The organism is Pseudomonas sp. R3-56 (genome assembly GCF_051132075.1).
GTDB lineage: Bacteria > Pseudomonadota > Gammaproteobacteria > Pseudomonadales > Pseudomonadaceae > Aquipseudomonas.
On record NZ_CP071657.1, the window covers coordinates 4,507,310 to 4,531,394 of the forward strand.

Consider the following 24,085-nt stretch of genomic DNA (forward strand, 5'->3'; position numbering starts at 1 on the left):
GATCTCATCCCGACGTGTCACATCGACCTTGGCACTCAAGTCACCTGAAGCAATCTGTTGGGCGACGCGAATGACACTGCGCAGCGGCGTAACGATCAGCCGGGTGATGAGCCAGGCAGCGATCAATCCCACCAGCAGGGCCAGGGCCGACGAACCGACGATCATCAGCGAATTTTTCTTCAGCTCCGCCTGCATTGCACTGTCTTCGACGTTGTAGGCCTGGTCGACCCGCGCCACAACCTGGTCGGCACGCTCATGCAATTGCTGGTAGACGGTTTTCTCCTTGGCCAGCAAACCGGTGTATTCGGCCAACTGCTGATTGAATCCGCCGATGTGCCCGGCCACTTCGTTGAGTACGGTCTGGTAACCTGGATCCTTGACCGCGCCCTTGAGTACTTCGGCCAGTTTCATGGCCTGCTCGGCCTGTTCGATGTTGCCTTGCCCAGCGTTCTCCTCGCTGCCTTTACGGCTCTGGTCCAAGCGAACCCGCGCTTCGTTCATGGCCTGCAGCATCAGCCGCGAGACCTCGCTGACCTGGTTGGCCTGCTCGATGAATTCCGCACCGTCCTTGCCTTCGGACTCTTTCAAGGTATAGGCGCCGTCATCAGCCAGACCCGCCTGCAACACATCCAGGTTGTTGGCGACACTGGAAACCGACCAACTGGCCATTTCCAGGGCCAGGTCCTTGCTCTGGCTCAGATCCACAAACTCATCGAACGCCTTGCGATACGCCGCCAGGGCCTGCTCCACATCATTCATCACCGGTACATTGGCAGCCGATTGCGCCTTGAGCTCATTCGCCAGGGCAACCAATGCATCGACACCCTGGCGCAAGGCATCGGCCGTCTTGGGGTCGGAGCGCGAGGCGTATTCCTGCTCAAGCAACCGGACCTTGAGCAACCCGCTGTTGAGGGACGACATCTGTTTCAAACCATCGAAACGCTGACTGATGGTTTGCAGGGACCAGACACCGATGGCCGCCACCAACGCAGTGAGCAGCAACACCAGGAAAAACCCGATGCCCAGTTTTTTCGCCATACCGAGGTTGGCGAAACGTCCTTGCACGGCCGTAATCATTGCGCCCAGTCCTCTGCCAGTGTGTGTTGCTTGCAGATTCGCAACGAGACACCTCGCAACACAAGATGCCTGCGTCGGAATAATGGCAAAAAGCTACAGCCGCGTCGTTTTCAGGACACTTGAGGTCGATCCAGAGCCGTGGCATGGAAAAACGCCAACGCCTTGGGGTCTCGGGCATGGGCCACGTTGATCCGCAACCAGTCAGTGTCGGTGCCTGAAGGACTGAACGCCGTACGCGAGGACAGCTGGATGCCGGAGTACCTGGCCAGACGCTGCAACCTGCCGTAGTCGCAAATGGGCGGGCGCGCCCAAATGAATAGCCCCCCTGCCGGTTTGCCAAAAACTTCCCAGTCGGCCTCGTCGAGCAACTGCAACGTCATGGCCATATCGGCATTCAGCCGCTGCCGCTGGCGCTGGACCAGTTTTCGGTAGGCACCGTTGGCCAACAGATTGGTCAGTACCGCTTCAGAGAATCGCGACCCGCCCATGCTGGTTATTCCCTTGACCTCGCTCAATCGCGCGATAACGCAGGGCCCGGCCACCACGAAGCCGACTCGTAACGAACTGCTGAGGGTTTTCGAGAAACTGCCGAGGTAGATCACATCGGCATCCAGAGCGGCCAGGCGGATTCGCGTCGAACCCTGGAAATCGGCATAGACATCGTCCTCGATAACCAGCATGGCGTGCTCTTTCGCCAACTCAAGCAATCGCTGGGCGACAGCCAGGGAAAGATTGCTGCCGGTAGGGTTGTGGCAGGCACTGTTGATGAACAGGGCGTTGGGGCGATGCATCGCCAACAGACATTCGAGCGCAGCGATGTCCGGGCCGTGCGGTGTTCTCGGCAGTTCGATCATGTCGATCCTGTGCAGCCTGAGCAGGTCGAACAGCTTCGAATAACCCGGGCTTTCCACCACGACGCAGCTCCCTGCTTGCAGCAGTGTGCGCACGATCAGGTCCAGCCCGTGGCTTACCCCCGTCGTGGTCAGGATCAGGTTTTCATCGGCATCGATATCGAACTGTTTCAGGCGCCTGGACAATTGCTCCCGCAGTGCCGGCAGCCCCATCGGCGTGCTGTAGTTGAACAGCCCCGCCATGTCGGTTCGAGAGACCTGGCGGATCGCATAACCAAGGTCATCGCTTTCACGCCAACTCTCCGGCAACCCGCCGCCACCCAACTCCAGTGGCCCTGGCAAACCGTCCCCCAATCCCGCCTGCTGGTCAGAAATGCCCGGCGGCCAAAACTGATCGGCAGGCTCATGCCATGCCAAGGGGCCTGAGGCAACCAGAAAACCTGAGCCATGACGAGAGGCCAGCAGCCCCTGGGCCACCAGCCGCTGGCAGGCTTCGTGGACACTCGCCTGGCTTAGCAGGTTTTCCCGCGCGAGCCGCCGGATCGATGGCAGGCGCGCCCCTGGTGGCACCACACCCTGGCGGATCCGGCTGGCCAGCGCGTCGACAATTTGCTGCACGACAGGCACCAGGGCCTGCCGGTCGATTCTCAACTCCATGAGTAACCAAGCTCCTAAGCGAATGTTTTACGTTCGAAAGAGTTAAGCACAGGGCCGAGTCGGACGATGTAAGCCAAAGACGTGAAAACGCCTGCTTCTCATCCTTTGAAATACATTGGCCGGTCAATCGAGCGCACCTGCCTCCAAAAACGAAGCCCGCATCCAGTGCGGGCTTCGTCCTGCATGCAGGGCTGCAACCATGACGGTCAGAACGCCGTGACCCCGCCGTCCACGGCCAGTGAATGCCCCGTAGTGAATGCCGCCCCGTCGCTGCACAGGTACAGCACCGCGCTGGCGATCTCCTCGACCTTGCCAATACGCCCCACGGGGTGCATCGCATTGGCGAATTCGCCTTTCTTCGGGTCCGCCTCGTAGGCGCGCCGGAACATATCGGTGTCGATGACCGCCGGGCAGACCGCGTTCACACGGATTTTCTTCTTGGCGTATTCGATGGCAGCCGACTTGGTCAGCCCGATCACCGCGTGCTTGGAGGCTGCATAGATGCTCATTTTCGGCGCGGCCCCTAGCCCGGCCACCGAGGCCGTATTGACAATAGCGCCGCCCCCTTGGGCCAGCAGCAACGGCAATTGATACTTCATGCACAGCCAGACGCCTTTGACGTTGACCCCCATGATCGCGTCGAACTCGTCCAGCGTGCCATCGGCCAGCTTGCCCTTCTCGATCTCGATGCCGGCGTTGTTGAATGCGTAATCCAGGCGACCGTAGGCACTGATCACCTCGTCCATCAGACGTCGCACATCGCTTTCCACGGTCACGTCACAGCGCACGAACACCGCCTCGCCACCGGCATCGCGAATCAACTGCACCGTACCCTCGCCGCCCGCCACGTCCAGGTCCGCCGCGACCACTTTCAGGCCTTGCGCCGCGAACGCCTGCGCGGTGGCGCGGCCAATGCCTGCTGCCGCGCCCGTCACCACGGCAACCTGTCCGGAAAACGTCATGCTCATCGTCAATGCCTCGAAGAGTTACGGGAGTCACTGAATATAGTCATCGTTCGCGCTACTGCGGCAGCACTATGCAAATGCCGGTTGGATATCCATGGATGCCAGTGATAACAGCCCCAGTCTCGTCATCACCAGGTTGGATCGACGTGCATTCGCTGTGTCGGCAAACCTTGCGGTCAACCCGCCGAGGGTCTATCAACAAGGCTTCATTCATCTTGAGTCCCAGCCATGACTGCTCAGATCAATCGCCAGTTCCTGCTCGCCAAACGCCCGGTAGGCGCCGCGACCCGCGAGACATTCACTTATCAACAAGTGCCGGTCGGCGAACCGGCAGCCGGTCAGATCCTGGTGAAGAACGAATACCTGTCTCTGGACCCGGCCATGCGTGGCTGGATGAACGAGGGTAAGTCCTATATCCCGCCGGTCGGCATCGGTGAAGTCATGCGAGCCTTGGGCGTAGGCCAGGTGGTCGCGTCGAATAATCCGGGCTTTGCGGTCGGGGACTACGTCAACGGTGCATTGGGCGTGCAGGATTATTTTCTCGGCGAGCCACGAGGTTTCTACAAGGTAGATCCGAAACTGGCGCCGCTGCCGCGTTATTTGTCCGCGCTGGGCATGACCGGCATGACCGCCTATTTCGCCCTGCTGGATGTGGGCGCCCCCAAGGCCGGCGAAACCGTAGTGCTCTCGGGAGCCGCCGGGGCGGTGGGCAGCATCGCCGGGCAGATCGCCAAAATCAAAGGCTGCCGCGTGGTCGGCATTGCCGGCGGCGCCGATAAATGCCGGTTTCTCATTGATGAGCTGGGCTTTGACGGCGCCATCGACTACAAGAGCGAAGATGTCCACGCCGGCCTCAAGCGCGAATGCCCGAAAGGCGTGGATGTGTACTTCGACAACGTTGGCGGCGACATCCTCGATGCGGTGCTCAGCCGCCTGAACATGAAGGCCCGCGTGGTGATTTGCGGTGCCATCAGCCAATACAACAACAAGGAAGCGGTGAAAGGACCGGCCAACTACCTGTCGCTACTGGTCAATCGTGCGCGCATGGAAGGCTTCGTGGTCATGGACTACGCCGCGCAATTCGCCGCCGCCGGGCAGGAAATGGCCGGCTGGATGGCCAAGGGTCAGCTCAAGAGCAAGGAAGACATTGTCGAAGGTCTGGAAACGTTTCCTGAAACGCTGACCAAACTGTTCAGCGGGGAGAACTTCGGGAAGTTGGTGTTGAAGGTCTGACAGGAAGCAACTGTGGGAGCGAGCCTGCTCGCGAAGGGGCCGTGTCAGTCAATATCAGCTTGACTGACATACCGCTTTCGCGAGCTGGCTCGCTCCCACAGATGGTGAGCAGATTTGAACCATAGGTGGGCGTCAGGCCAGTTCGGCCACCACCGCCGCCAAGGCCTTGGCCGGATCGGCGGCCTGGCTGATCGGACGGCCGATCACCAGATAGTCAGAACCGGCATCCAGTGCCTGGCGCGGAGTCAGGATACGGCGCTGGTCGTCCTGGGCGCTGCCCGCTGGACGAATCCCCGGGGTCACCAGTTGCAGCGACGGGTGGGCCGTCTTCAGGGCGCCGGCTTCCAAGGCCGAACAGACCAGACCGTCCATACCGGCCTTCTGCGCCAGCGCCGCCAGACGCAACACCTGCTCCTGGGGCTCGATGTCCAGGCCGATTCCCGCCAGGTCCTCACGCTCCATGCTGGTCAGCACGGTCACACCGATCAGCAGCGGTTTCGGACCGCTGCGCTGGTCCAGCACTTCCCGGCACGCCGCCATCATGCGCAGGCCACCGGAGCAGTGCACGTTGACCATCCACACGCCCATCTCCGCAGCGGCCTTGACGGCCATGGCGGTGGTGTTGGGGATGTCGTGGAATTTCAGGTCGAGGAAGACCTCGAAGCCCTTGTCCCGCAGGGTACCGACGATTTCCGCAGCACAACTGGTGAACAGTTCCTTGCCGACTTTGACCCGGCAGAGCTTGGGGTCCAACTGGTCGGCCAGCTTCAGGGCGGCGTCACGGGTAGGGAAATCCAGGGCGACGATGATAGGCGTCTGGCAGGCGGACATGAGCGGGCTCTCAGGCAAGTCGAAATCGGCGCGCATTGTAGCGGAACCAGCGCCTGTGCGGGACCCGATGATCGGTAAATCGTCGTCAGCCCTGGCGCCCTCTGTGTCCGCGCCGATACATTCATGACACGCATGCAACACGCCGGCACGTTAATCTGCGCCGCCGCACCCGGTTATTCCGGCGCTTCACGGCCCACCGGCCGAAGCTTATGCTCTAACCACGCCTCGCCGCCTCTCTGCGGTTGGCAGTCAACTTGGCAGATGATGCACCCATGCAGAACACCCCTGTTGCAAATTCTGGCGACCCACAAGTACTCGACGACGATAAGCGTTGGAGCACCCACGCACTGATCGTCGATGACGACGTACCGATCCGAGAACTGCTGATCGACTACCTGGCCCGCTTCAGCATTCGCGCCATCGGCGTGACCGATGGCGCGGCCATGCGCCAGGCGCTGCAGGCCGGGCATTTCGATGTGGTCGTCCTGGACCTGATGTTGCCGGGCGAGGACGGCTTGCAGCTGTGCCGCTGGCTGCGGGCCGAATCGGACATTCCGATCCTGATGCTGACTGCCCGCTGCGAACCCACCGATCGCATCATCGGCCTGGAACTGGGTGCCGACGACTACATGGCCAAGCCCTTCGAACCCAGGGAGTTGGTGGCGCGAATCCAGACCATCCTGCGCCGCGTGCGTGATGATCGCACCGAGCAGCGCGCCAATATCCGCTTCGACAACTGGCGGCTCAACAGCGTACTGCGCCAACTGATTTCCGCCGACGGGCTGGTGGTGCCGCTATCCAACGCCGAGTTCCGGCTGCTATGGGTGTTCATCGAGCGTCCGCACCGAGTGCTCAGCCGTGAACAACTGCTGGACGCGGCCCGCGGTCGTTCGATCGAAGCCTTTGATCGCAGTATCGACCTGCTGGTCTCGCGCTTGCGTCAAAAGCTGGGTGACGACCCGAAGGCCCCGCAGTTGATCAAGACCGTACGCGGTGAAGGCTACCTGTTCGACGCGCGAGCCATCAGTTGATGCGCATGCGCCTGGACACCCTGTTCGGCCGGCTGTTCGGCGTGCTTTTGCTGGCGATCGTCCTGGCGCACCTGCTGGCTTTTGCCTGGTTTTTCTACTACGGCCCGCCACCGCCTCCGGGACCACCACCCGAGTCTTCCCGGCCAATCGAAGGCGGCCAAGGCTCGGCGCCACCAACCGATCGTCCTTTGCGCCCGCGGTTCGGCGGTCCCGTGGTGCCGCTGACATTTCAGTTTGTGTTCCTGATCGTAGCCGCCTGGTACGGCGCCAAGCTGTTGACCCGGCCGATCCAGCGCCTGAGCGAGGCCGCCGAACGATTAAGCGAGAACCTCGACAGCCAGCCATTGGATGCAAGCGGCCCCAGGGAGGCACGCCAGGCGGCCCATACGTTCAACTTGATGCAGCAGCGGATCCGTGAGCAGGTACAACAGCGCTCGCGGATGCTCGGCGCGGTCTCCCATGATTTGCGAACGCCGCTGTCACGGCTAAAGTTGCGCCTGGAACAGATTGACGACCCCAAGCTGCAAAACCAGATGCGCCAGGACCTGGACGACATGATCGGCATGCTCGACGCCACGCTTTCCTACTTGCATGAACAACGCACCAGCGAAGCGTTGCAATGGATGGATGTGCAAGCCTTGGCGGAATCACTGAGCGAGAATGCCCAGGATCAGGGTGCCGATGTCCAGGTCAGTGGTGCCTGCGCCCCGCTGCTGGTGCAACCCATGGCGCTGCGCTCGTGCATCAACAACCTCATCGACAATGCCTTGCGCTACGCCGGTCATGCCTCGATCGTCCTGGAAGACCAGCGCCACCAATTGCTGATCCGAGTGATCGATCACGGCCCCGGCATCGCCGCAGACAAACGCGAAGCTGTGTTCGAGCCGTTCTTTCGCCTGGAAGGCTCGCGCAACCGCAACTCCGGCGGCGTAGGCCTGGGCATGACCATCGCCCGGGAAGCCGCCGAACGTCTGGGTGGGCAATTGAGCCTGGAGGAAACTCCCGGGGGCGGATTAACGGCGGTGATCGGCCTGCCCCGTCGTTGATTTGAGGCAATCGAAAATCCGCGGCGGTAGCGTTACCGCGCGTGGCTCTTGCTCCAATCCGTCAGCAAGCTGTACGCCACCGCCAACAGCGTCGGACCGATGAACAGGCCGATGAAACCAAAGGCGATCAACCCGCCGAAAACCCCCAGCAGCACGATGACCAGCGGCAGGTTTCCGCCGCGGCTGATCAGGTAAGGCTTGAGCACGTTATCCACGCCGCTGATGATGAAGGTGCCCCAGATACCGAGGAACACCGCCATCCCGTATTCGCCCTTCCACGCCAGCCAGGCCGTGGCGGGGATCCAGACCAGCGGCGGGCCCATGGGAATCAGGCTGAGCAGGAAAGTGACAATACCAAGCACCAGTGCTCCCGGCACGCCCGCGATCAGGAAACCGATCAGCGCGAGCACGGCCTGGGCCGCCGCGGTACCGATCACGCCGTTGACCACCCGCTGCACCGTACCGGCCACCAGGTCGACGTAGTACCCGGCACGGTCACCAATCAACCGCTCCAGCAAGCCTTGGACAAAGGCCGCCAGGCGCGGGCCGTCACGGTAGAAAAAGAACACGAACACGATGCTCAACGTCAGTTCGAGAATACCGCCGCCTACTTGCGCGCTGCGGGCCAGCAACCAATTGCCGACCCTTCCGAGGTATGGCTTGATGGACACCATCATCGCCGCGCCCTGTTGGTCGATGCTGTCCCAGAGCGTCACCAGCCGCCCACCGACCAGCGGCACACCAGCCAGCCATTCCGGCGCTGCGGGCAGGCCGTCGACCTGGACATCCCTGATGAACGCCGTGGCATCGCGCACATGATCGGCCAGGTTGAATCCCAGCCACACCAGCGGCACCGCCACCAGTAACATCCAGCCGACCGTCAGCAACGCCGCGGCGAGGGATTCACGCCCGTTGACCCAGCGGGTCAGCAAGCGCATCAGCGGCCAGCTGGCGAAAGCCAGCACGGCGCCCCAGAACAGCGCCGACCAGAATGGCGCCATCACCCAGAGGCTTGCGCCGAACAACACCAGCAGCAGGATCTGCACCAATAGCCGATCGTTATTGAGCATGAAAGGTCTCGAAAAATTAACGGGGCCGGTCAACGGCGTAGGGTGCATCCCTGAAACAGCTTATCGCAACAGTTCAAGGTGCAGACCCTTCGCGTCATCGCTGGACGTCTCCATGCGCGCGGCCCGCACACCCTGGCCAATGAGGGCCTGGCGCCAGACCTCGGCCTGCGGGCCGGCGATACTGACCCGAAGGCCGGTGTCCAGGTTCAGCGCCCGGGAGAGCAAGCGTTGCCAGGCGTCGTCCGGCTCGCCGGCAAGACGCGGCAGATCCAGCACGCCGGTGTCCTTGAGCTGGCGCAGCAACGTCGCAGATGTCGGCAGCAGATCCCCCAGGGGAGCGTTCGCTTCGAACTGTTCGACGTGCAGGTAGGCCTTGCGGTTGCCGCGGGTGATGGCATACAGCGCGATCAGCGTGTTGTCCGCCGGCGGCGCCAGGCGCAACAGCAGATAGGCCTGGCCGCTGTCGGCACCATAGAGCTTGGCATTGCCAAACACCTGGTTGGCCCACAGGCTGCTCTCACCGCAATCACGCGCCTGGCACCAGAAAAGCAGCTCGGCGTCCTGCTTCTGCAGTGCTTCGCGAGCAGCGGTAAAAGCCTGGGTGGCGGTGTGCTCCGGCGGTAATTCATAGGTGACCGACGTGACGTTGCCGCGGGCGTCGACCTGCCCATCGAAGCGCAGCTGGCCGCTGATCCTGCGGATCGAGCCCATCGGGTAGATACGCTCAAGGTCGCTGGTTTGCTTGTAATCGACGATTTGCGCGTCGGGCATCCGCGGCACGCGCGCCAGGTCCTGGCTGCCGGGCACATCGGCGGCCAGGGCGGCCGGACCGAAAGCGGCCAGCGCCAGCAGGGCGAATGAATACATGGATAGTTTCATCGGATCGACTGTGCCTGGACCCGCGCGACGCGAAGGCGTTTTTTAATGCTGATGCGCAGCAAGGCGAATGTACGGTTTTCTGTCATGGTTGGCTCCCTTTCCACCCGCCAAGCCTCGACAGTTGCCCGGCGCAAGTCAAGAAACGCTGAAGAACCGATTGAAACAGTCTGCTACAAGAGCCGCACCGACCTCGTCGTTCAGGTGCAAATGATGACCGCCAGGCAACCGCTCATGACTGAAGGGTAGACGTTCCAGCAACTCCGGATGCTGGGCCAGCATGCCGTCAGCTGCCACCACCAGGTGCGCTGGACAGGCGACTCGGGCCACGAACGCCATGGCCTGTTCATCGGTCAGGCGCAGTGGCGATGGCAAGGTCAGGCGGTTGTCGGTGCGCCAGGTATAGCCGCCCGACACTGGCATCAGGCCGCGCTGGGCGAGCAACTCGGCGGCCTCGCGACTGACCGCCACCAGCCCTTTCATGCGCGCTTCGATGGCTCGGTCGAGGGTTGTGTAGACCGGTTTGCGCTTTTCCTGCAAATCCAGCTGCGCCTGCAGGGCCATGCCCATGCGCTCCGCCGCATTGTCGCCCTTGGCTGTAGGCGGAATCACCCCGTCGATCAGGCCCAGGTGCGTGATCCGCTCCGGCAGGGAGCCGGCCAGCACCAGCGAAACGATGGCACCCATCGAGTGCCCCAACAGCGCGAAACGTTTCAAGCCCAATTGCTCGGCCACTTGCAGCACATCATGGGCGTAGTCCCACAGGGCGTAGCCGGCCCCGGGCGGGCGGTGTCCGGAATGACCGTGGCCGGCCATGTCCAGGGCAATCACCCGCACACCCTCCAGCCGTGGGGCGAGCCGGGCGAAGCTGTTGGCGTTGTCCAGCCAGCCATGCAGCGCGATCACCGGCCGGCCATCCTCCGGTCCGAACAGATGCGCCGCCAGTTCGATGTGGGGCAAGCTCAGGCGAACCTCTTCGACGCCGTTCATGCGTCAGGCCCTTGCCAGCGCTTAAGCAGGTCCTTGAGCAGGTTGGCCGTGTCCTGGGGATATTCGAGGGGAAACATGTGGCCACCGGGCATGGTCAGGGATTCACCCTGCGGCATGCGCCCCACTACACGCGTGTGATGACGCATCACCACGCGACTCTGCCGGCCCCGTACTACCGCCAGCGGAACCCGGAGTGTTCCAGCCCTCGCGGGGCGGGTATGGGGCACGCCACGGTAGATGCTGATCTCCGTGGCCGGGTCGAAGCGCAGCCGCAACCGGTCACCGACGGGTTGCAAGCCATGTTGCAGATAAGCTTCAAAGCATTCCGGGTCGAAACCGCGAAACAGCGTTTTGCCGGCAAAATAGGCCCGCGCCGACGCCAGGTCGCTGAATTCCTCGCGCCGTCCCAGTGTCCGCCCGGCCGGGGTCAGGCGATCAATGAACCCCATGCGCTTGGCGGCCAGGATCAGCCATCGGTCGGCGCGGGTCAGCACCGGGGAATCGAGCATGACCACGCCGCGATACAACCGAGGGCAACGCAACGCCGCGTGCAAGTGCAACACACCGCCCAGGGAATGGCCGACGCCCCACACCGGTTCCGGTTGCTGCTCCAGGTGATGAATCAGCTCGTCCACCAGGTTGTTCCAGTTGTCGTCCACCGGAAACCGTGGGTCGTGACCGTGCAGTTCGAGGTGCGCGACCTCATATTGCGGCGCCAGCGCGGCGAACAGCTTGCCGTAGGTGGCCGAGGGGAAACCATTGGCGTGGGCGAAAAACACCTGTTGCGACATGTTGGCCGATCCGTTGCGAGAACTGCCACCGATTGTCCGCAGAACCCGATAGCCCGGCAATGACCGTAACTGACAGGAATGATGACAGTCGGGGTTGGGATATGGCGCCCTGCCCCGCTGCACCCGTGGCGAGGGAGCTTGCTCCCGCTGGCCTGCGCAGCAGGCCCGAAGCCAGGCGACGCGGTATGTCAGGCTGCGCGAGTCAATTGACCGGGGGCCGCTTTGCGGCCCAGCGGGAGCAAGCTCCCTCGCCACGAAGACATCCGCGTAGGCATCAACGCCCCGGCGGCTGCTCGCCCAGCGGCACTACCGCCATGGTCAGGCGCGATACACAGTTGACCTTGCCATCATCATTGACCAGGCGAATGTCCCAGACCTGCGTGGTGCGGCCCAGGTGAACCACGCGCGCCGTCGCGGTGACCCGCCCGCTGCGCACGCCGCGCAGGTGGTTGGCGTTGATTTCCAGGCCGACGCAATAGAACTTGCTGGTGTCCACGCACAGGTAGGCGGCCATGGACCCGACCGTTTCGGCCAGCACCACCGAAGCGCCGCCGTGCAGCAACCCGAACGGTTGGTGGGTGCGGTGATCGACCACCATGCTCGCGGTCAGGGATTCGTCATCGAAGGATTCAAAACGGATGTCCAGCACTTCGCTGATCGTGTTCTTACCGGCGGCGTTCAGTTGTTCGATGTTGGGGGTGGTGCGCCAATGACTCATCGTGCCCTTCCTTCGTGATTTTTTTGTTTTGCCCGCCCGGAAGCGGTTTCTCAGGGATGCCTGAGGCTCTTGAGGTTCATCGAGCCGGCCAACGGCAGGTCGCCTTCCAGCTCGGCCAGGCCGGCCGTTTGCACCTGTTCAGGTTGCTGCAGGTGGCCGTGCTGCAACAAGCCCAGCAGGCTGCCCACCAGCGGGTTGTGGCTGACCAGCAGCACGTCGTCCTGGTCCTCCAGATGTTTCAACACATCGGCCGGCCGGGTCTCCGGGGTGAGCCAGTCGACCGTGATCAACTCAGGCTCGAACCCCAGGGCTTCACGCACCAGTTGCGCGGTTTGCTGGGCACGCACGTAGGGACTGGCATAAATGGCCCGCAACGGCTCAGCCATCAACTGCCCGGCGCTGCGCAGCACCTCTTCGCGGCCATGGACCGTCAATACCCGCTCAGGGTCCGGACGAGCCCCGTGCGGCTCTGCTTCACCGTGACGCAATACCCACAGTTTCATAGTTTCGGTTCCTCGTCACGGACCGGGTGCGGCGCCGGCGCCACGGTGTGAGGCGCTTCGCCTTCCGGTGTCCGCGGGGTCGGCCAGTCAGCGAAGGGCCAGGGTTTCTGGTCGCTGTGGAAAGTGCCGAAGCGGCCGATCTGCGCGAGGAACTGGCTCAGGCTGTCGCCAAAATTCATCAGGCTGGCGCTGGGTGCGCCGTAGATCAGTCGATAAACCAATTGCACCAGCACCACGGCGCCGAGGATGAATTGCGCCACCTGCCAGACCAGCAGGTAAATCACCATCCACAGCACACGCAGCAGGATGGATTCGTATTGGGGCTGCCCTTTCGGATCGTTCATGGTTCGCTCCTGCTTGCGGTCGATACGGAATCAGTTGAAACCGCTGGTGGAAATGAAATCGACATCGGTCTTCGGTTCGCCACGCATCAACAGTTCGATGACCTGCTCCAGCGTGCGCCCTTCAAACAGAATGGCGTGCAGTCCCGCGACCAGCGGCATATACACGCCGGTCTCCTGGGACTTGGCCTTGAGGACCTTGAGGGTATTGACCCCTTCCGCCACTTCGCCCAGGCGCGACACGGCCTCGTCCAGGCTCAGGCCCTGGCCGAGGGCGAAGCCGACCTGGTAGTTGCGACTCTTGGGCGAAGAGCAGGTGACAATCAGGTCGCCCACCCCGGCCAGCCCGAGGAATGTCATCGGGTTGGCACCCTGGCTGACGGCAAAACGGGTCATCTCCGCCAGCGCCCGGGTGATCAGCATGCTCTTGGTGTTTTCGCCCATGCCCAGCGCGACCGCCATGCCGGCGATGATCGCGTAGACGTTCTTCAGCGCCCCGCCCAGCTCCACGCCGAAACGATCGGCGCTGGCATAGACCCGGAAGGTTCGGCCATGAAGGGCGGCCTGGACCCGCTGGCAAAGCTCCTCGTCTTCACTGGCGACCACGGTGGCAGTCAGCGCATGCTCGGCGATTTCCCGCGCCAGGTTCGGCCCGGAAATCACGCCGATGCGCGCCTTGGGGGCGATTTCCTCAAGAATCTCGCTCATCAGCTTGAAGGTCTGCGCCTCGATGCCTTTGGTCAGGCTCACCAGCAACTTGCCGCTCAGGCGTTCGGCGTGGGACGCCAGCACCGAGCGCAGGGCGCTGGAAGGCAAGGCAACGAAGAACAGATCGCTGCCCTCGAGCGCGGCCTGCAAATCGGTGACCGGCTCCACTTCAGGGCGAACCTTGATGCCTTTGAGGTAACGCGGATTCTCCCCGTTGAGCCGGATGGCCTCGGCCTGCTCCGGGTCACGCATCCACTGGCGCACCGCGTGGCCGTTCTCCGCCAGCAGGTTAGCCACGGCGGTGCCGAAACTCCCGCCTCCCAGGACCGCGATCGGGCGCTGTTCAGTCATATGCAATCCGCTCTTCCATACCAAGTGGCAATGCCCGGCATTATACGGAGCAGCCGAACCGCGACCAGCCCCGTCAGCAATTACCGATGGCAGTAGCAAGCTGACAATCAATTGCGTGGAAAATGCTGCCAACGTGAATGGAAAAGTCGCACGGCTCGGTTAACATGCCCGCCATCCCTCCTTCAATCAAAGGCTGTGCCGTGTTCGTTGGCCCTTCCCGTCCAGGTTCATCACTGCTGTTGGCGCTGGTCATCAGCCCCTCCGTGGTGGCCGATGATCTGTTCGTGGACAACCAGCCCCTGCCCCAGGTACTTACCGCCACGCGCCTGAAACAGTCGCCGGCGGCGGTGCCGGGCAGCATGACCGTGCTTGACAGCGAGTTGATCAAGGCCAGCGGTGCCCGGGACATCAGCGAACTGTTGCGCCTGGTGCCGGGCATGATGGTCGGCAACCTCAGCGGCAACCAGGCCACGGTGAACTACCACGGCACCAACGCCAGCGAAGCGCGACGCATGCAAGTGCTGATCGACGGCCGCTCGGTGTACCGCGCCGGCCTCGCCACGGTGGACTGGAGTGACATTCCGGTCGCCATGGAAGACATCGACCGGATCGAAGTCTTCCGCGGCCCCAACACCGTCAGCTACGGCGCCAACGCGCTGATGGCAGTCGTCAATATCATCACCCGCGCCCCGGCGGGTAGCCACGGCACCCGCTTGAAAATGACCCGGGGCCAGCGTGGCATCAGCGACTGGTACGCCAGCCAGGGCAGCGGTTGGGAAAATGGCGATATGCGCCTGTCCTTGTCCGGCCAGGAAGACGACGGTTTCGACAGTGACCGCAACGGCGCGGACTACCGCGACAGTCGGCGCCTGAATCGCATCAACCTTTCCGTCAGCCAGGCCCTGGACGAATGGCAGAGCATCGATTGGCAACTGAGCGCCAAGGAGGGCAGCAACCAGCGGCCCTATACCTATCGCCCGGTTTTCGCCGGGATAACCGCGGCCGGGGACAACTCCGATGTCATCGCCAAGGACTACGCCGGTTCGTTGCGCTGGAACCTCGACCTGGACCCCAACCACAGTCTCTACGTACAGGGCTCGATCCAGCATTGGGATCGCCAGCAGACCTGGCGCGCCTGCGATGCCGAGGTGTCCTTCAGCCCGCAATTGACCGACCTCTGGCAGCTCAACCCGAATTACGCCGAGAAGCTGGCGCGCAATATTCCAAGCTTCCTTGGCACAGGGGCACCTGCCGGCACGGCCCAGGAGCAGGCGCTGGCCAACCAGGTGATCGATCAATGGCGCAACGGTGCCTCGCGAACCCTGTGCGGCGACATCGACCAGAGCGCCCGGGAGTCACGTTACGACCTGGAAATCCAGGACACCCTGAGCCTGTCCGATAGCCTGCGCCTGGTCACCGGGGCGAATTATCGCTACGACCGGGCCGACTCCGAGACGTACTTCAACGGCACGCTGGACGACACCACCTGGCGTCTGTTCGGCCAACTCGAATGGCGCGCCAGCGAGCATTGGCTGCTACAGGGTGGGGCGATGTTCGAAGACACCCGCCTGACCGGCAGCTCACTGACCCCGCGAGTCGCGGTCAATTACCTGATCAACCCGCGACACGGGCTTCGGGCGGTGTACTCCGAAGCGGTGCGCTCGCCAGACATGTTCGAGAACAACGTCAACTGGAGCTACCAGGTCACCAACCTGCGGCCCGCCGCGTTCGGCCAGGACAGCGCGCGCTATTTCGTCCGCACGCGCGGCCCGGGGAACCTCGAGCAGGAGCACATGCGCTCGCGAGAGCTGGGCTACAACGGTTATTTCATGGACCTGGGCCTGACGGTGGATGTGAAGCTGTTCCATGACGAAATCACCGGCATGATCAGCGAACCGCTGCGCAACAACCAGTACATCGCCAGCAATGCCAACGACTCGCAGTTCGACGGTGCCGAGACCCAGCTCGACTGGCGCCTGACCGGCGCCGATCGCCTGCGCCTGACCTATGCCTACGTCGATGCCCAGGCCAGCAATCCTCTCGACGAACAATTGACCGCCCGCAACAGCGGCTCGGCCGGATGGCTGCACGACTGGGGCCAGGGCTGGAACAGCGCGGTTTTCTATTACGGGGCCGACGATCTCAATGGCTACCGCTACGAGCGGGTCGATACCCGCGTCGCCAAGCGGATCCCCCTGGGCAAGGCCAGCCTGGAGCTGGCGGGTATCGTGCAGCAGCGCCTCGATAACCAGCCGACCACATTCGCCGACAATCGCTACGACGCCCGTCACGTCCTGTATTTCAGCGCGGAGCTGTCGTTCTAGATGTCTGTGGACCAACCGCGCAAGACGCCCCTCCGCGGCCGCCTGCCGCTACTCCTGTGCCTGGCGTTTGTCAGTCTGCTGACGACCCTCGATGCCCGGGCCGCCGAGATTCTCTTGACCGGCGCCCAGGATAGCCCCGGCGTGCAATCGTTCACCCAGGCCCTGCAAGCCCGACGCCCGCAAGACAACGTGCGGTTCGCGCCATTGGCCAGCCTGCCGTCGCCGGACCGTCTGCCCGGCGATGTGCGCCTGGTCCTGCTTGATCCGCCAAGCCTCGACTGGCGCCTGCAAAAAAACCACGGCCCGGCCACGCTGGTCCTGCGCATCAGTCGCTTGCAGGCATACGAACGCCTGGGCGAGGCAACGCCTGAGCGTCTGAGCCTGCTGTGGAGCGATCCGCCCATGGCGCGGCAACTGCAACTGATCCGCAGGGTGCTGCCGCAAGTGCGGCGGGTCGGCGTGCTGTTCGACCGGCACAGCGAATTCCTGCTCAAGGACATCCAGCAGGCAGCTAGGCCGCTGGGCCTGGAAATCGTCAGCGAACGCTGGGACGACAGCAGTGACAACCGTCCCTTGCAGAACCTGCTGGGCCGCAGCGACGTACTGCTGGGCCTCGATGACCCCGACCTCTACAACCCCAAGACCGTGAAGAACCTGCTGCTCAGCAGCTACGCCCGGCAACGCGCGCTGATCGGGCCAAGCGCCGCTTTTGTCAGGGCCGGCAGCCTGGCCAGCACCTACAGCGACCAGGACGACTGGCTGGCGATCCTCGACGAATTGCTCGACCGTCCCACCGCCAGCTGGCCGCGCACGCTGTATCCGGTCCGTTTCAAAGTCATGAGTAACCAGCAGGTCGCCCGCTCGCTGGGCATTGAACCGATTGATGCCGAAGCCGTCGCTGCGCAGCTGGCAGAAGGAGAACACCGCCCATGACCTTGCGTCGACGTTGGGATATCAATACCCGCACCCAGCTCATTGCCCTCGGCCCGGCATTGTTGCTGACCGTGCTGTTGATCAGCTTCTTTACCTTCGTGCGAATCCAGGACTTGCGCCAGGAGCTCAACCACACCGGGCAACTGATCGCCAACCAGCTGGCTCCGGCTGCGGAATACGGGGTGATTTCCGGCAACAACGAGGTGCTAGAAAGTTTGCTCACCGCCACCCTGGCCACCCCTCATGTACGCTTCCTGGAAGTCCAGGACCGCACGGAGCGGATCCTCGTGTACGTCGAGCAACCGGCGCAGACGCGCAACCACTCGCGGCAGGTAGAAGTGTTCCAGGCTCCGGTTCGCCTGCAACGCATTGCGCTGAACAATGACTTCCTGCAAGGCACCAGCCCGTCCACCGAGGCGCCCGGTGAAGACTACCTGGGCCGCGTGATCGTCGGCATGTCCAGTGATGCCTTCAGCGAGCGCCAGCAGGAGATCCTGCTCAAGGCCGCGATCCTGGCGTTGTTCGCCCTGCTCTTTACCTTCCTGGTGGCGCGCCGACTGGCCGCCAGCCTGTCACAGCCGATCCGCGACATCGGCAATGCGGTCAAGGCGATCCAGCAAGGCGACTACAGCACCCCTTTGCCGATCGTCGACGACGGCGAACTGGGCGCTCTGTCGCGGCACATCAACAATCTGGCCGACGGCCTCGAGCAGGCCAGCCGCGAACAGCAGCAAGCCATGGCGCAGTTGATCCAGACCCGCGAGGAAGCGGAAAAGGCCAACAGCGCCAAATCGGAATTCCTGGCCATGATGAGCCATGAACTGCGCACGCCCATGAATGGCGTCCTGGGCATGTTGCAGTTGCTGGAAACCACCCAGATGACCGACGAGCAGCACGAGTACACCGCGCTGGCTTCGGAATCCACCGAGCACCTGCTGAAGGTGATCAACGACATTCTCGACTTCTCGCGCATCGAACGTTCGGCCCTGGAACTTGAACATATCGCTTTCAACCTGGCGGAACTGGTCGGCAGCTGCGCCCAGTCGTTCCAGCACAGCGCCGCGCAACGCAAGCTGGGCCTGGACCTGCTGATCCCCGACGATATGCGGGCCCTGCAAGTGCAAGGCGACCCGACGCGGATCCGCCAGATCCTGGTCAACCTGATTGGCAACGCACTGAAGTTCACCGACCAGGGGCGCGTCACCGTGCAATGCCAGTGGCAGGCGCTGGATCATGAACTGCTGTGGTTCACCTGCACGGTACGCGACAGCGGGATCGGCATCCCGGCCGACAGCCTGGAGCGCATGTTCGATGCGTTCCAGCAGGCCGACAGTTCGATTTCCCGCCGCTATGGCGGCACGGGCCTGGGCCTGCCGATCGCGCGCACCCTGGCCGAACGCATGGGCGGCACACTGCGGGCCCAGAGCGCGGAAGGCCAAGGTTCGGTGTTCACCCTGGAAATCCCGCTCGCGCTGTCGCGGCAGTCTCCACCGACCCTGGCCCCGCGCGCCCCCGGTGGCGGCAATGATGGCGAGGGCCGCAACGTCTTGCTGGTGGAAGACAATCCGGTCAACCAGACCGTGATCGAAGCCATGCTGCGCAGCCTGGGCTTCACGGTCAGCGTCGCCACCGATGGCGCCCAGGCCGTGCGCAGCGCCGAAAGCCTGATTTTCGAAGTCATCCTGATGGACTGCCGGCTTCCGGTGATCGACGGCTACGAAGCCACGCGACAGATCCGTCAGTTGCCGGGCTGTGCCGAGGTGCCCATCATCGCCCTGACGGCCAACGCGTTGCAGGGCGACCGTGAAGCCTGCCTGGCCGCAGGCATGAACGATTACCTGGCCAAGCCATTCAAAAGAATTGACCTGCAGCAGATTTTGCAGCGCTGGGTACGTTGATCCGGGGCCCCGGACCATCTGTGACTGGCGTGAAAGGCGAAAGTGCGGCAGTCTTAAGCACCCGGACAAGACTCGATCGGGAAACGAATAACAATTTCAGTGCACAGGTGTACATTCATTTTCCCGTGCGCTGTGACTTTCACTACAACGCAATAGTCTATGAGTAGGCTGCCGACTCGAGGCATGAACGCTTCGATCGGCCGGGAAGATTTGCCCCACCCTGCCGCATGGGACTATTGAGGAGCTCGCATGACCAAACAAAACGCCTTTACTCGGGAAGATCTGCTGCGCTGCAGTCGCGGTGAGCTGTTCGGCCCAGGTAACGCGCAACTGCCCGCCCCGAACATGCTGATGGTGGATCGCATCACCCATATCAGCGACGAGGGTGGCAAGTACGGCAAAGGTGAATTGGTCGCCGAGCTGGATATCACTCCGGACCTGTGGTTCTTCGCCTGCCATTTCGAAGGTGACCCGGTGATGCCGGGCTGCCTGGGCCTGGATGCCATGTGGCAACTGGTCGGCTTCTTCCTTGGCTGGCAGGGCCTGCCGGGTCGCGGTCGCGCCCTGGGTTCGGGCGAGGTGAAGTTCTTCGGTCAGGTGCTCCCGACCGCGAAGAAGATTACCTATAACATTCATATCAAACGCGTCCTCAAGGGCAAGCTGAACATGGCCATTGCCGATGGTTCGGTGGCTGTCGACGGTCGCGAGATCTACACCGCCGAAGGCCTTCGGGTCGGCGTTTTCACCTCCACTGACAACTTCTAAGGGTTATCCGCATGCGCCGCGTCGTTATCACTGGTCTGGGCATCGTTTCGTGCCTGGGCAATGACAAAGAGACCGTCTCCGCTAACCTGCGTGCAAGTCGCCCTGGCATCCGGTACAACCCGGAATACGCCGAAATGGGTCTGCGTAGCCAGGTTTCCGGCTCCATTGACCTCAATCTCGAAGAGCTGATCGATCGCAAGATCTACCGTTTCGTCGGCCACGCGGCAGCTTATGCCTACCTGGCCATGAAGGACGCAATCGCTGACTCCGGCCTGACCGACGAGCAGGTTTCCAACGTGCGCACCGGCCTGATCGCCGGTTCCGGTGGCGCGTCGACCCTGAACCAGATGGAAGCGCTGGACATCCTGCGCGAGAAAGGCGTCAAGCGTGTCGGCCCGTACCGCGTCACGCGGACCATGGGCAGCACTGTGTCGGCCTGCCTGGCCACGCCATTCAAGATCAAGGGCCTGAACTACTCGATCTCCTCCGCCTGCGCCACCAGTGCCCACTGCATTGGCACCGCGGTCGAGCAGATCCAGATGGGCAAGCAGGACATCGTCTTCGCCGGTGGCGGCGAAGAAGAACATTGGAGCCAGTCGTTCCTGTTCGACGCGATGGGCGCCTTGTCCAGCAAGCGTAACGACTCTCCGCAGACAGCTTCCCGTGCCTACGATGCCGACCGCGACGGTTTTGTCATCGCCGGCGGTGGCGGCATGGTCGTGGTCGAGGAGCTGGAACACGCCCTCGCCCGTGGCGCGAAAATCTATGCGGAAATCGTCGGCTACGGCGCCACTTCCGACGGCTACGACATGGTCGCGCCAAGCGGCGAAGGTGCCGTGCGCTGCATGCAGATGGCCATGTCCACCGTCGATACGCCAATCGACTACCTGAACACCCACGGCACCTCGACTCCGGTCGGCGACGTCGCGGAGATGAAGGGCGTACGTGAAGTGTTCGGCGACAAGGCCCCGGCCATCAGCTCCACCAAGAGCCTGTCGGGTCACTCCCTGGGCGCCGCCGGCGTTCACGAAGCGATCTACTGCATGCTGATGATGGAAGGCAACTTCATGGCCGGTTCGGCCAACATCGACGAGCTTGACCCGGAAGTGGCCGACCTGCCGATCCTGACCAAGACTCGCGAAAACGCCACCATCAACACCGTGATGAGCAACAGCTTCGGCTTCGGTGGCACCAACGCCACCCTGGTGATGAAGCGCTGGCAGGGCCAGTAAGCCCCGCTGCTACGCCGCACACAAAAACGCCCCGACTGGTTCGGGGCGTTTTTTTTGTCCGGCAAATGTGCCTGGGTTCATTGTGGGAGCGAGCCTGCTCGCGAAAGCGGAGTGTCAGGCAACGATTCCCTGACTGTCGCCCTGCCTTCGCGAGCAGGCTCGCTCCCACATTTTTGATCTGCGCAAATGAAGGTTCAGCGCACGACAAACCGCTGCTGCGTCAGCAACCGATCACCCTGGAACACCATGAATCGCCACTCCCCCGGCACCACTTCGTGGCTTTCGGTGAATTCGTAGGCCATCACATCCTGCGGCGCGCCAGGCACCAGCTTCTGGATGACTTCGAATTTGTCATGGCGCACGCCATCGGGGGTACGGATGCCCGGGGTGAAATACAACAGGGTCAACGGCTGGTCATCCGCGACCTTGCCGGCCAGTTGGTAACGCATGCCAAATTTGGTGCCCAGCTTTGCCGGTACGCTCTCGGTCTGGCGGATCTGCTCATTGCTGCGCCGCAAGACCCGCTCGCCCGATTGCAATTCGGCTTGCGGCCCTTCGAAGACACCGTATTCCACCGGACCTTCGACACGGACTTCGGCCTGTGCCAGGCCGCAGGTCAACAACAGCGCGACCAGTGCGCTTGAACGGGTGAGATGCATAGTGCGCTCCTTGATTGAGATGAGCGCGAGGGTATGACGCGGGAGTGACAGCCTGATGACAAGGCGATGTTCGCCATGCCCCCAATGGCCTGGGTTATGGCTGACCTGTGGCGAGGGAGCTTGCTCCCGCTCCGCTGCGCAGCAGTCGCCAGATTTTGGGGCTACTGCGTAGCCCAGCGGGAGCAAGCTCCCTCGCCACAAAAACGGACTTAGCGGGTCACTGAGCGCGGCAATACCGAAAGGAAGTTATCCCGCGCCACTTTCCTCGCGACATCTTCCGGCAAGGCATCAAGGAACGGGTCGAAGCTGTGCAGCTCCTTGCCCAGCTTGTTGAAGCGTCCGACCACATCAGACCCGAGCATGAAGCGCTCCGGGAAGCGCTCCACCAGTTTTACCCATTCCTCGCGGGGCTTACCCGCCTCGTCGAGCAAATACGGCGTGAGCATGCTCCAGGACAGGTCGATGAACAGATTGGGATAAGACTCAAGCATCCGCGTCAGGGTGGGCAACAGGAAATCCAGCCGAGTCTGGTGCCGATGGATTTCCATGCTGGTGCCGGCATGAGCCCAGATGAATCGCGTATGGGGATGATTGCGCAACGGCTCTTCGACCTCCGCCAGGTACAGCGGATTTTTCTCACGCTTGGAGGTGATGTTGGAATGCAGCATCACCGGCAGGTCATTTTCCGCCGCGAGGTGATAGATCCGCGTCATCGCTTCGTTGTTGGCGCGCGGTGTGTCGCCGGAGGTCAGCGCCGTCAGGTCATCATGGCGAGTGAAAACTTCGCCGATGCCTTGCCACAGCCCCGGATACAGGTCGAGCATGCGCTGGATATGAGCGTCGGAGTTCTTGTCATTGGGATTGAAGCCGGACAGGAACGGATGGAAGTACTGCCGCTGTTCGGCGGACAGTTTGTTTACCGCGGCGGCCACAATCACATCGGTGGCGCTGTACCAATAGGCGTCGGCATCGTCACCGGCGTAATAGCGCGGGCGCTTGGGTTCGTCTTCATGCCATTTCTTGGCCACCGGCACGCCGGAGATCATCACATGCTCGATGCGATTGTCCGCCATGGCCTTGAGCAACTTGGGCATGCCGGCCGTTTCCTGGAAGAAATCGACGTAGTGCAGGTGCGCATCACTGTAGGTGTATTCGCGAGCCACAGCGCCGGTGCTCGAAACAGCCAGCAGCCAAATGAAGATCAAACGGGTCAAAGGCACAGGCAGTCTCCGAAAAGCCATAAGCAGCATAGACCCATCCGTCCCGCCTGGGTTCAGCCAGCGCTGCCGTCCGCTGTAGCCTCGGGTTATGCTTTGCGCATTCGTCGTTCAACCTGGAAGACACCATGACCGCTCCCCTGATCGTTCGTCCCCGCGCAGAAGACGTGGAGGGCCAGCCGATTCTTCGCCCGCTGCCGTCCGCCAAATGCCGCAGCGTCGGGCCTTTCGTGTTTTTCGACCATATGTTGCAAACCACCTACCCGGCGGGCAAAGGCATGAACATCCGCCAGCACCCGCACATCGGGTTATCCACCCTCACCTACCTGTTCGAAGGAAAACTCCAGCACAAGGACAGCCTGGGTTCCGACCAGGTAGTGGATGCCGGGGATGTCAGCTGGATGACGGCGGGCAGCGCGATCGCCCATGTCGAGCGTACTCCGCAGTCGTTGCTGGGCAGCGCTTTTGTCATGCATGGCCTGCAAGTCTGGCTGGCCTCGCCCCAGTCTCACGAGCAGGGGCCCGGGCACTACAGCCATCATCCGGCACCGACCCTGCCGGTCAGCGAGAACCTGGGCGTCAGCATCCGCATGATTGCCGGGTCAGGCTTTTGCCTGGAATCGCCGGTACCGGTGCTCTCGCCTACGTTGTATGCCGAACTGACCCTGCAAACCGCGACGACATTGCTGATCCCCACCGAGCATGAAGAGCGTGCACTGTATGTATTGAGCGGCGAGGCGCAACTGGACGGTGAGCCGCTGGAGCCTCATTCGCTGGTCATCCTGCCGGCCGGAGAAGAGATGGCCCTGTTCGCCAGCAGCGACTGCCATGCCGTGCTGTTCGGCGGGGCACCGCTGGACGGGCCACGGCGGATGAACTGGAATTTCGTCGCCAGCGACCCGGCCCGTATCGATGAAGCCCGCCGGCGCTGGGCGGCCGGGGACTGGCCGACTGTGCCGGGGGAAAGCGAGCGGATCGAATTGCCCTGATTTCAGGGGTGTCTCATATGCAGCCATCG

Annotated in this window: 22 protein-coding genes and 1 pseudogene; 9 read left to right on the forward strand and 14 right to left on the reverse strand. The window is 62.6% G+C overall.

All coding sequences use genetic code 11. The features are described from left to right. Positions 1-18: 18 nt before the first annotated feature. The 3 genes and pseudogenes from J3P96_RS20430 to J3P96_RS20440 form a co-directional block, all read right to left on the reverse strand. A pseudogene (locus J3P96_RS20430) lies at positions 19-1,077 on the reverse strand (methyl-accepting chemotaxis protein); the annotation flags it as partial. Positions 1,078-1,187: 110 nt separating this feature from the next. Beyond that, entirely contained in the window at positions 1,188-2,585 is a 1,398-nt protein-coding gene (locus tag J3P96_RS20435) for a PLP-dependent aminotransferase family protein (RefSeq protein ID WP_434653229.1), read from the reverse strand. A gap of 206 nt (positions 2,586-2,791) precedes the next feature. Next, positions 2,792-3,553, reverse strand: a complete 762-nt coding sequence (locus J3P96_RS20440; protein ID WP_434569387.1) for an SDR family oxidoreductase — start codon at positions 3,551-3,553, stop codon at positions 2,792-2,794. 225 nt (positions 3,554-3,778) lie between these two features. On the opposite strand from J3P96_RS20440, the gene J3P96_RS20445 reads away from it, so the two are divergent. Continuing rightward, on the forward strand, positions 3,779-4,783 hold the full coding sequence (locus J3P96_RS20445; RefSeq protein ID WP_305496080.1) for an NADP-dependent oxidoreductase: 1,005 nt from the start codon (positions 3,779-3,781) through the stop codon (positions 4,781-4,783). A 132-nt stretch (positions 4,784-4,915) separates the two neighbouring features. On the opposite strand, the gene pyrF is transcribed toward J3P96_RS20445, so the two are convergent. Continuing rightward, entirely contained in the window at positions 4,916-5,614 is a 699-nt protein-coding gene (gene pyrF, locus J3P96_RS20450) for an orotidine-5'-phosphate decarboxylase (RefSeq protein ID WP_434569389.1), read from the reverse strand. A 272-nt stretch (positions 5,615-5,886) separates the two neighbouring features. Here pyrF and J3P96_RS20455 point away from each other — a divergent pair, with 272 nt between their 5' ends. Beyond that, positions 5,887-6,645, forward strand: coding sequence for a response regulator (locus J3P96_RS20455; protein WP_434625207.1), 759 nt, complete (start codon positions 5,887-5,889; stop codon positions 6,643-6,645). Beyond that, entirely contained in the window at positions 6,645-7,691 is a 1,047-nt protein-coding gene (locus J3P96_RS20460; protein ID WP_434625209.1) for a sensor histidine kinase, read from the forward strand. The genes J3P96_RS20455 and J3P96_RS20460 overlap by 1 nt, the downstream gene beginning before the upstream one ends. Before the next feature lie 32 nt (positions 7,692-7,723). On the opposite strand, the gene J3P96_RS20465 is transcribed toward J3P96_RS20460, so the two are convergent. The 8 genes from J3P96_RS20465 to J3P96_RS20500 all read right to left on the reverse strand — a co-directional run bounded on the left by J3P96_RS20465 (position 7,724) and on the right by J3P96_RS20500 (position 14,039). After that, a complete protein-coding gene (locus J3P96_RS20465) occupies positions 7,724-8,761 on the reverse strand; it encodes an AI-2E family transporter (RefSeq protein WP_434603211.1) in 1,038 nt (345 codons plus the stop codon). Positions 8,762-8,821: 60 nt separating this feature from the next. Continuing rightward, complete coding sequence (locus tag J3P96_RS20470) at positions 8,822-9,628, reverse strand: DUF4892 domain-containing protein (protein WP_434653232.1); 807 nt, start codon at positions 9,626-9,628, stop codon at positions 8,822-8,824. 147 nt (positions 9,629-9,775) lie between these two features. Then, a complete protein-coding gene (locus J3P96_RS20475; protein ID WP_434653234.1) occupies positions 9,776-10,627 on the reverse strand; it encodes an alpha/beta hydrolase in 852 nt (283 codons plus the stop codon). Beyond that, positions 10,624-11,418 (reverse strand): alpha/beta fold hydrolase, encoded by a 795-nt coding sequence (locus tag J3P96_RS20480; protein ID WP_434653236.1) that lies wholly within the window; start codon positions 11,416-11,418, stop codon positions 10,624-10,626. The genes J3P96_RS20475 and J3P96_RS20480 overlap by 4 nt, the downstream gene beginning before the upstream one ends. 274 nt (positions 11,419-11,692) lie before the next feature. After that, a complete protein-coding gene (locus tag J3P96_RS20485) occupies positions 11,693-12,136 on the reverse strand; it encodes a hotdog fold thioesterase (RefSeq protein ID WP_434653238.1) in 444 nt (147 codons plus the stop codon). Positions 12,137-12,186: 50 nt separating this feature from the next. After that, a complete protein-coding gene (gene sixA, locus J3P96_RS20490) occupies positions 12,187-12,639 on the reverse strand; it encodes a phosphohistidine phosphatase SixA (RefSeq protein WP_434653240.1) in 453 nt (150 codons plus the stop codon). Beyond that, positions 12,636-12,983: a DUF4389 domain-containing protein gene (locus tag J3P96_RS20495; protein ID WP_434569395.1), complete on the reverse strand. Its 348-nt coding sequence runs from the start codon at positions 12,981-12,983 to the stop codon at positions 12,636-12,638. The genes sixA and J3P96_RS20495 overlap by 4 nt, the downstream gene beginning before the upstream one ends. Before the next feature lie 30 nt (positions 12,984-13,013). Then, positions 13,014-14,039, reverse strand: coding sequence for an NAD(P)H-dependent glycerol-3-phosphate dehydrogenase (locus J3P96_RS20500; RefSeq protein WP_434653242.1), 1,026 nt, complete (start codon positions 14,037-14,039; stop codon positions 13,014-13,016). 164 nt (positions 14,040-14,203) lie between these two features. Between J3P96_RS20500 and J3P96_RS20505 the strand changes: the two genes are divergently transcribed. From J3P96_RS20505 to fabB, 5 genes are all read left to right on the forward strand, one after another. Continuing rightward, on the forward strand, positions 14,204-16,363 hold the full coding sequence (locus J3P96_RS20505; RefSeq protein ID WP_434653244.1) for a TonB-dependent receptor plug domain-containing protein: 2,160 nt from the start codon (positions 14,204-14,206) through the stop codon (positions 16,361-16,363). Further along, positions 16,364-17,296 (forward strand): ABC transporter substrate-binding protein, encoded by a 933-nt coding sequence (locus J3P96_RS20510; protein WP_434653247.1) that lies wholly within the window; start codon positions 16,364-16,366, stop codon positions 17,294-17,296. Next, on the forward strand, positions 17,293-19,194 hold the full coding sequence (locus J3P96_RS20515; protein ID WP_434653249.1) for an ATP-binding protein: 1,902 nt from the start codon (positions 17,293-17,295) through the stop codon (positions 19,192-19,194). The genes J3P96_RS20510 and J3P96_RS20515 overlap by 4 nt, the downstream gene beginning before the upstream one ends. 249 nt (positions 19,195-19,443) lie before the next feature. Then, positions 19,444-19,959, forward strand: coding sequence for a 3-hydroxyacyl-[acyl-carrier-protein] dehydratase FabA (gene fabA, locus J3P96_RS20520; protein WP_030138344.1), 516 nt, complete (start codon positions 19,444-19,446; stop codon positions 19,957-19,959). 11 nt (positions 19,960-19,970) lie between these two features. Beyond that, on the forward strand, positions 19,971-21,191 hold the full coding sequence (gene fabB, locus J3P96_RS20525) for a beta-ketoacyl-ACP synthase I (protein WP_434569400.1): 1,221 nt from the start codon (positions 19,971-19,973) through the stop codon (positions 21,189-21,191). A 194-nt stretch (positions 21,192-21,385) separates the two neighbouring features. Here the strand turns inward: fabB and J3P96_RS20530 are convergent, their stop codons facing one another. Then, positions 21,386-21,850 carry a DUF3859 domain-containing protein gene (locus J3P96_RS20530; protein ID WP_018610122.1) on the reverse strand — a complete coding sequence of 155 codons (465 nt, stop codon included), beginning with the start codon at positions 21,848-21,850 and terminating at the stop codon, positions 21,386-21,388. A gap of 209 nt (positions 21,851-22,059) precedes the next feature. Beyond that, positions 22,060-23,076, reverse strand: a complete 1,017-nt coding sequence (locus J3P96_RS20535; protein ID WP_434658283.1) for an amidohydrolase family protein — start codon at positions 23,074-23,076, stop codon at positions 22,060-22,062. 119 nt (positions 23,077-23,195) lie between these two features. Between J3P96_RS20535 and J3P96_RS20540 the strand changes: the two genes are divergently transcribed. Further along, positions 23,196-24,056 carry a pirin family protein gene (locus J3P96_RS20540; RefSeq protein WP_434653251.1) on the forward strand — a complete coding sequence of 287 codons (861 nt, stop codon included), beginning with the start codon at positions 23,196-23,198 and terminating at the stop codon, positions 24,054-24,056. The last annotated feature ends 29 nt before the right edge of the window (positions 24,057-24,085 follow it).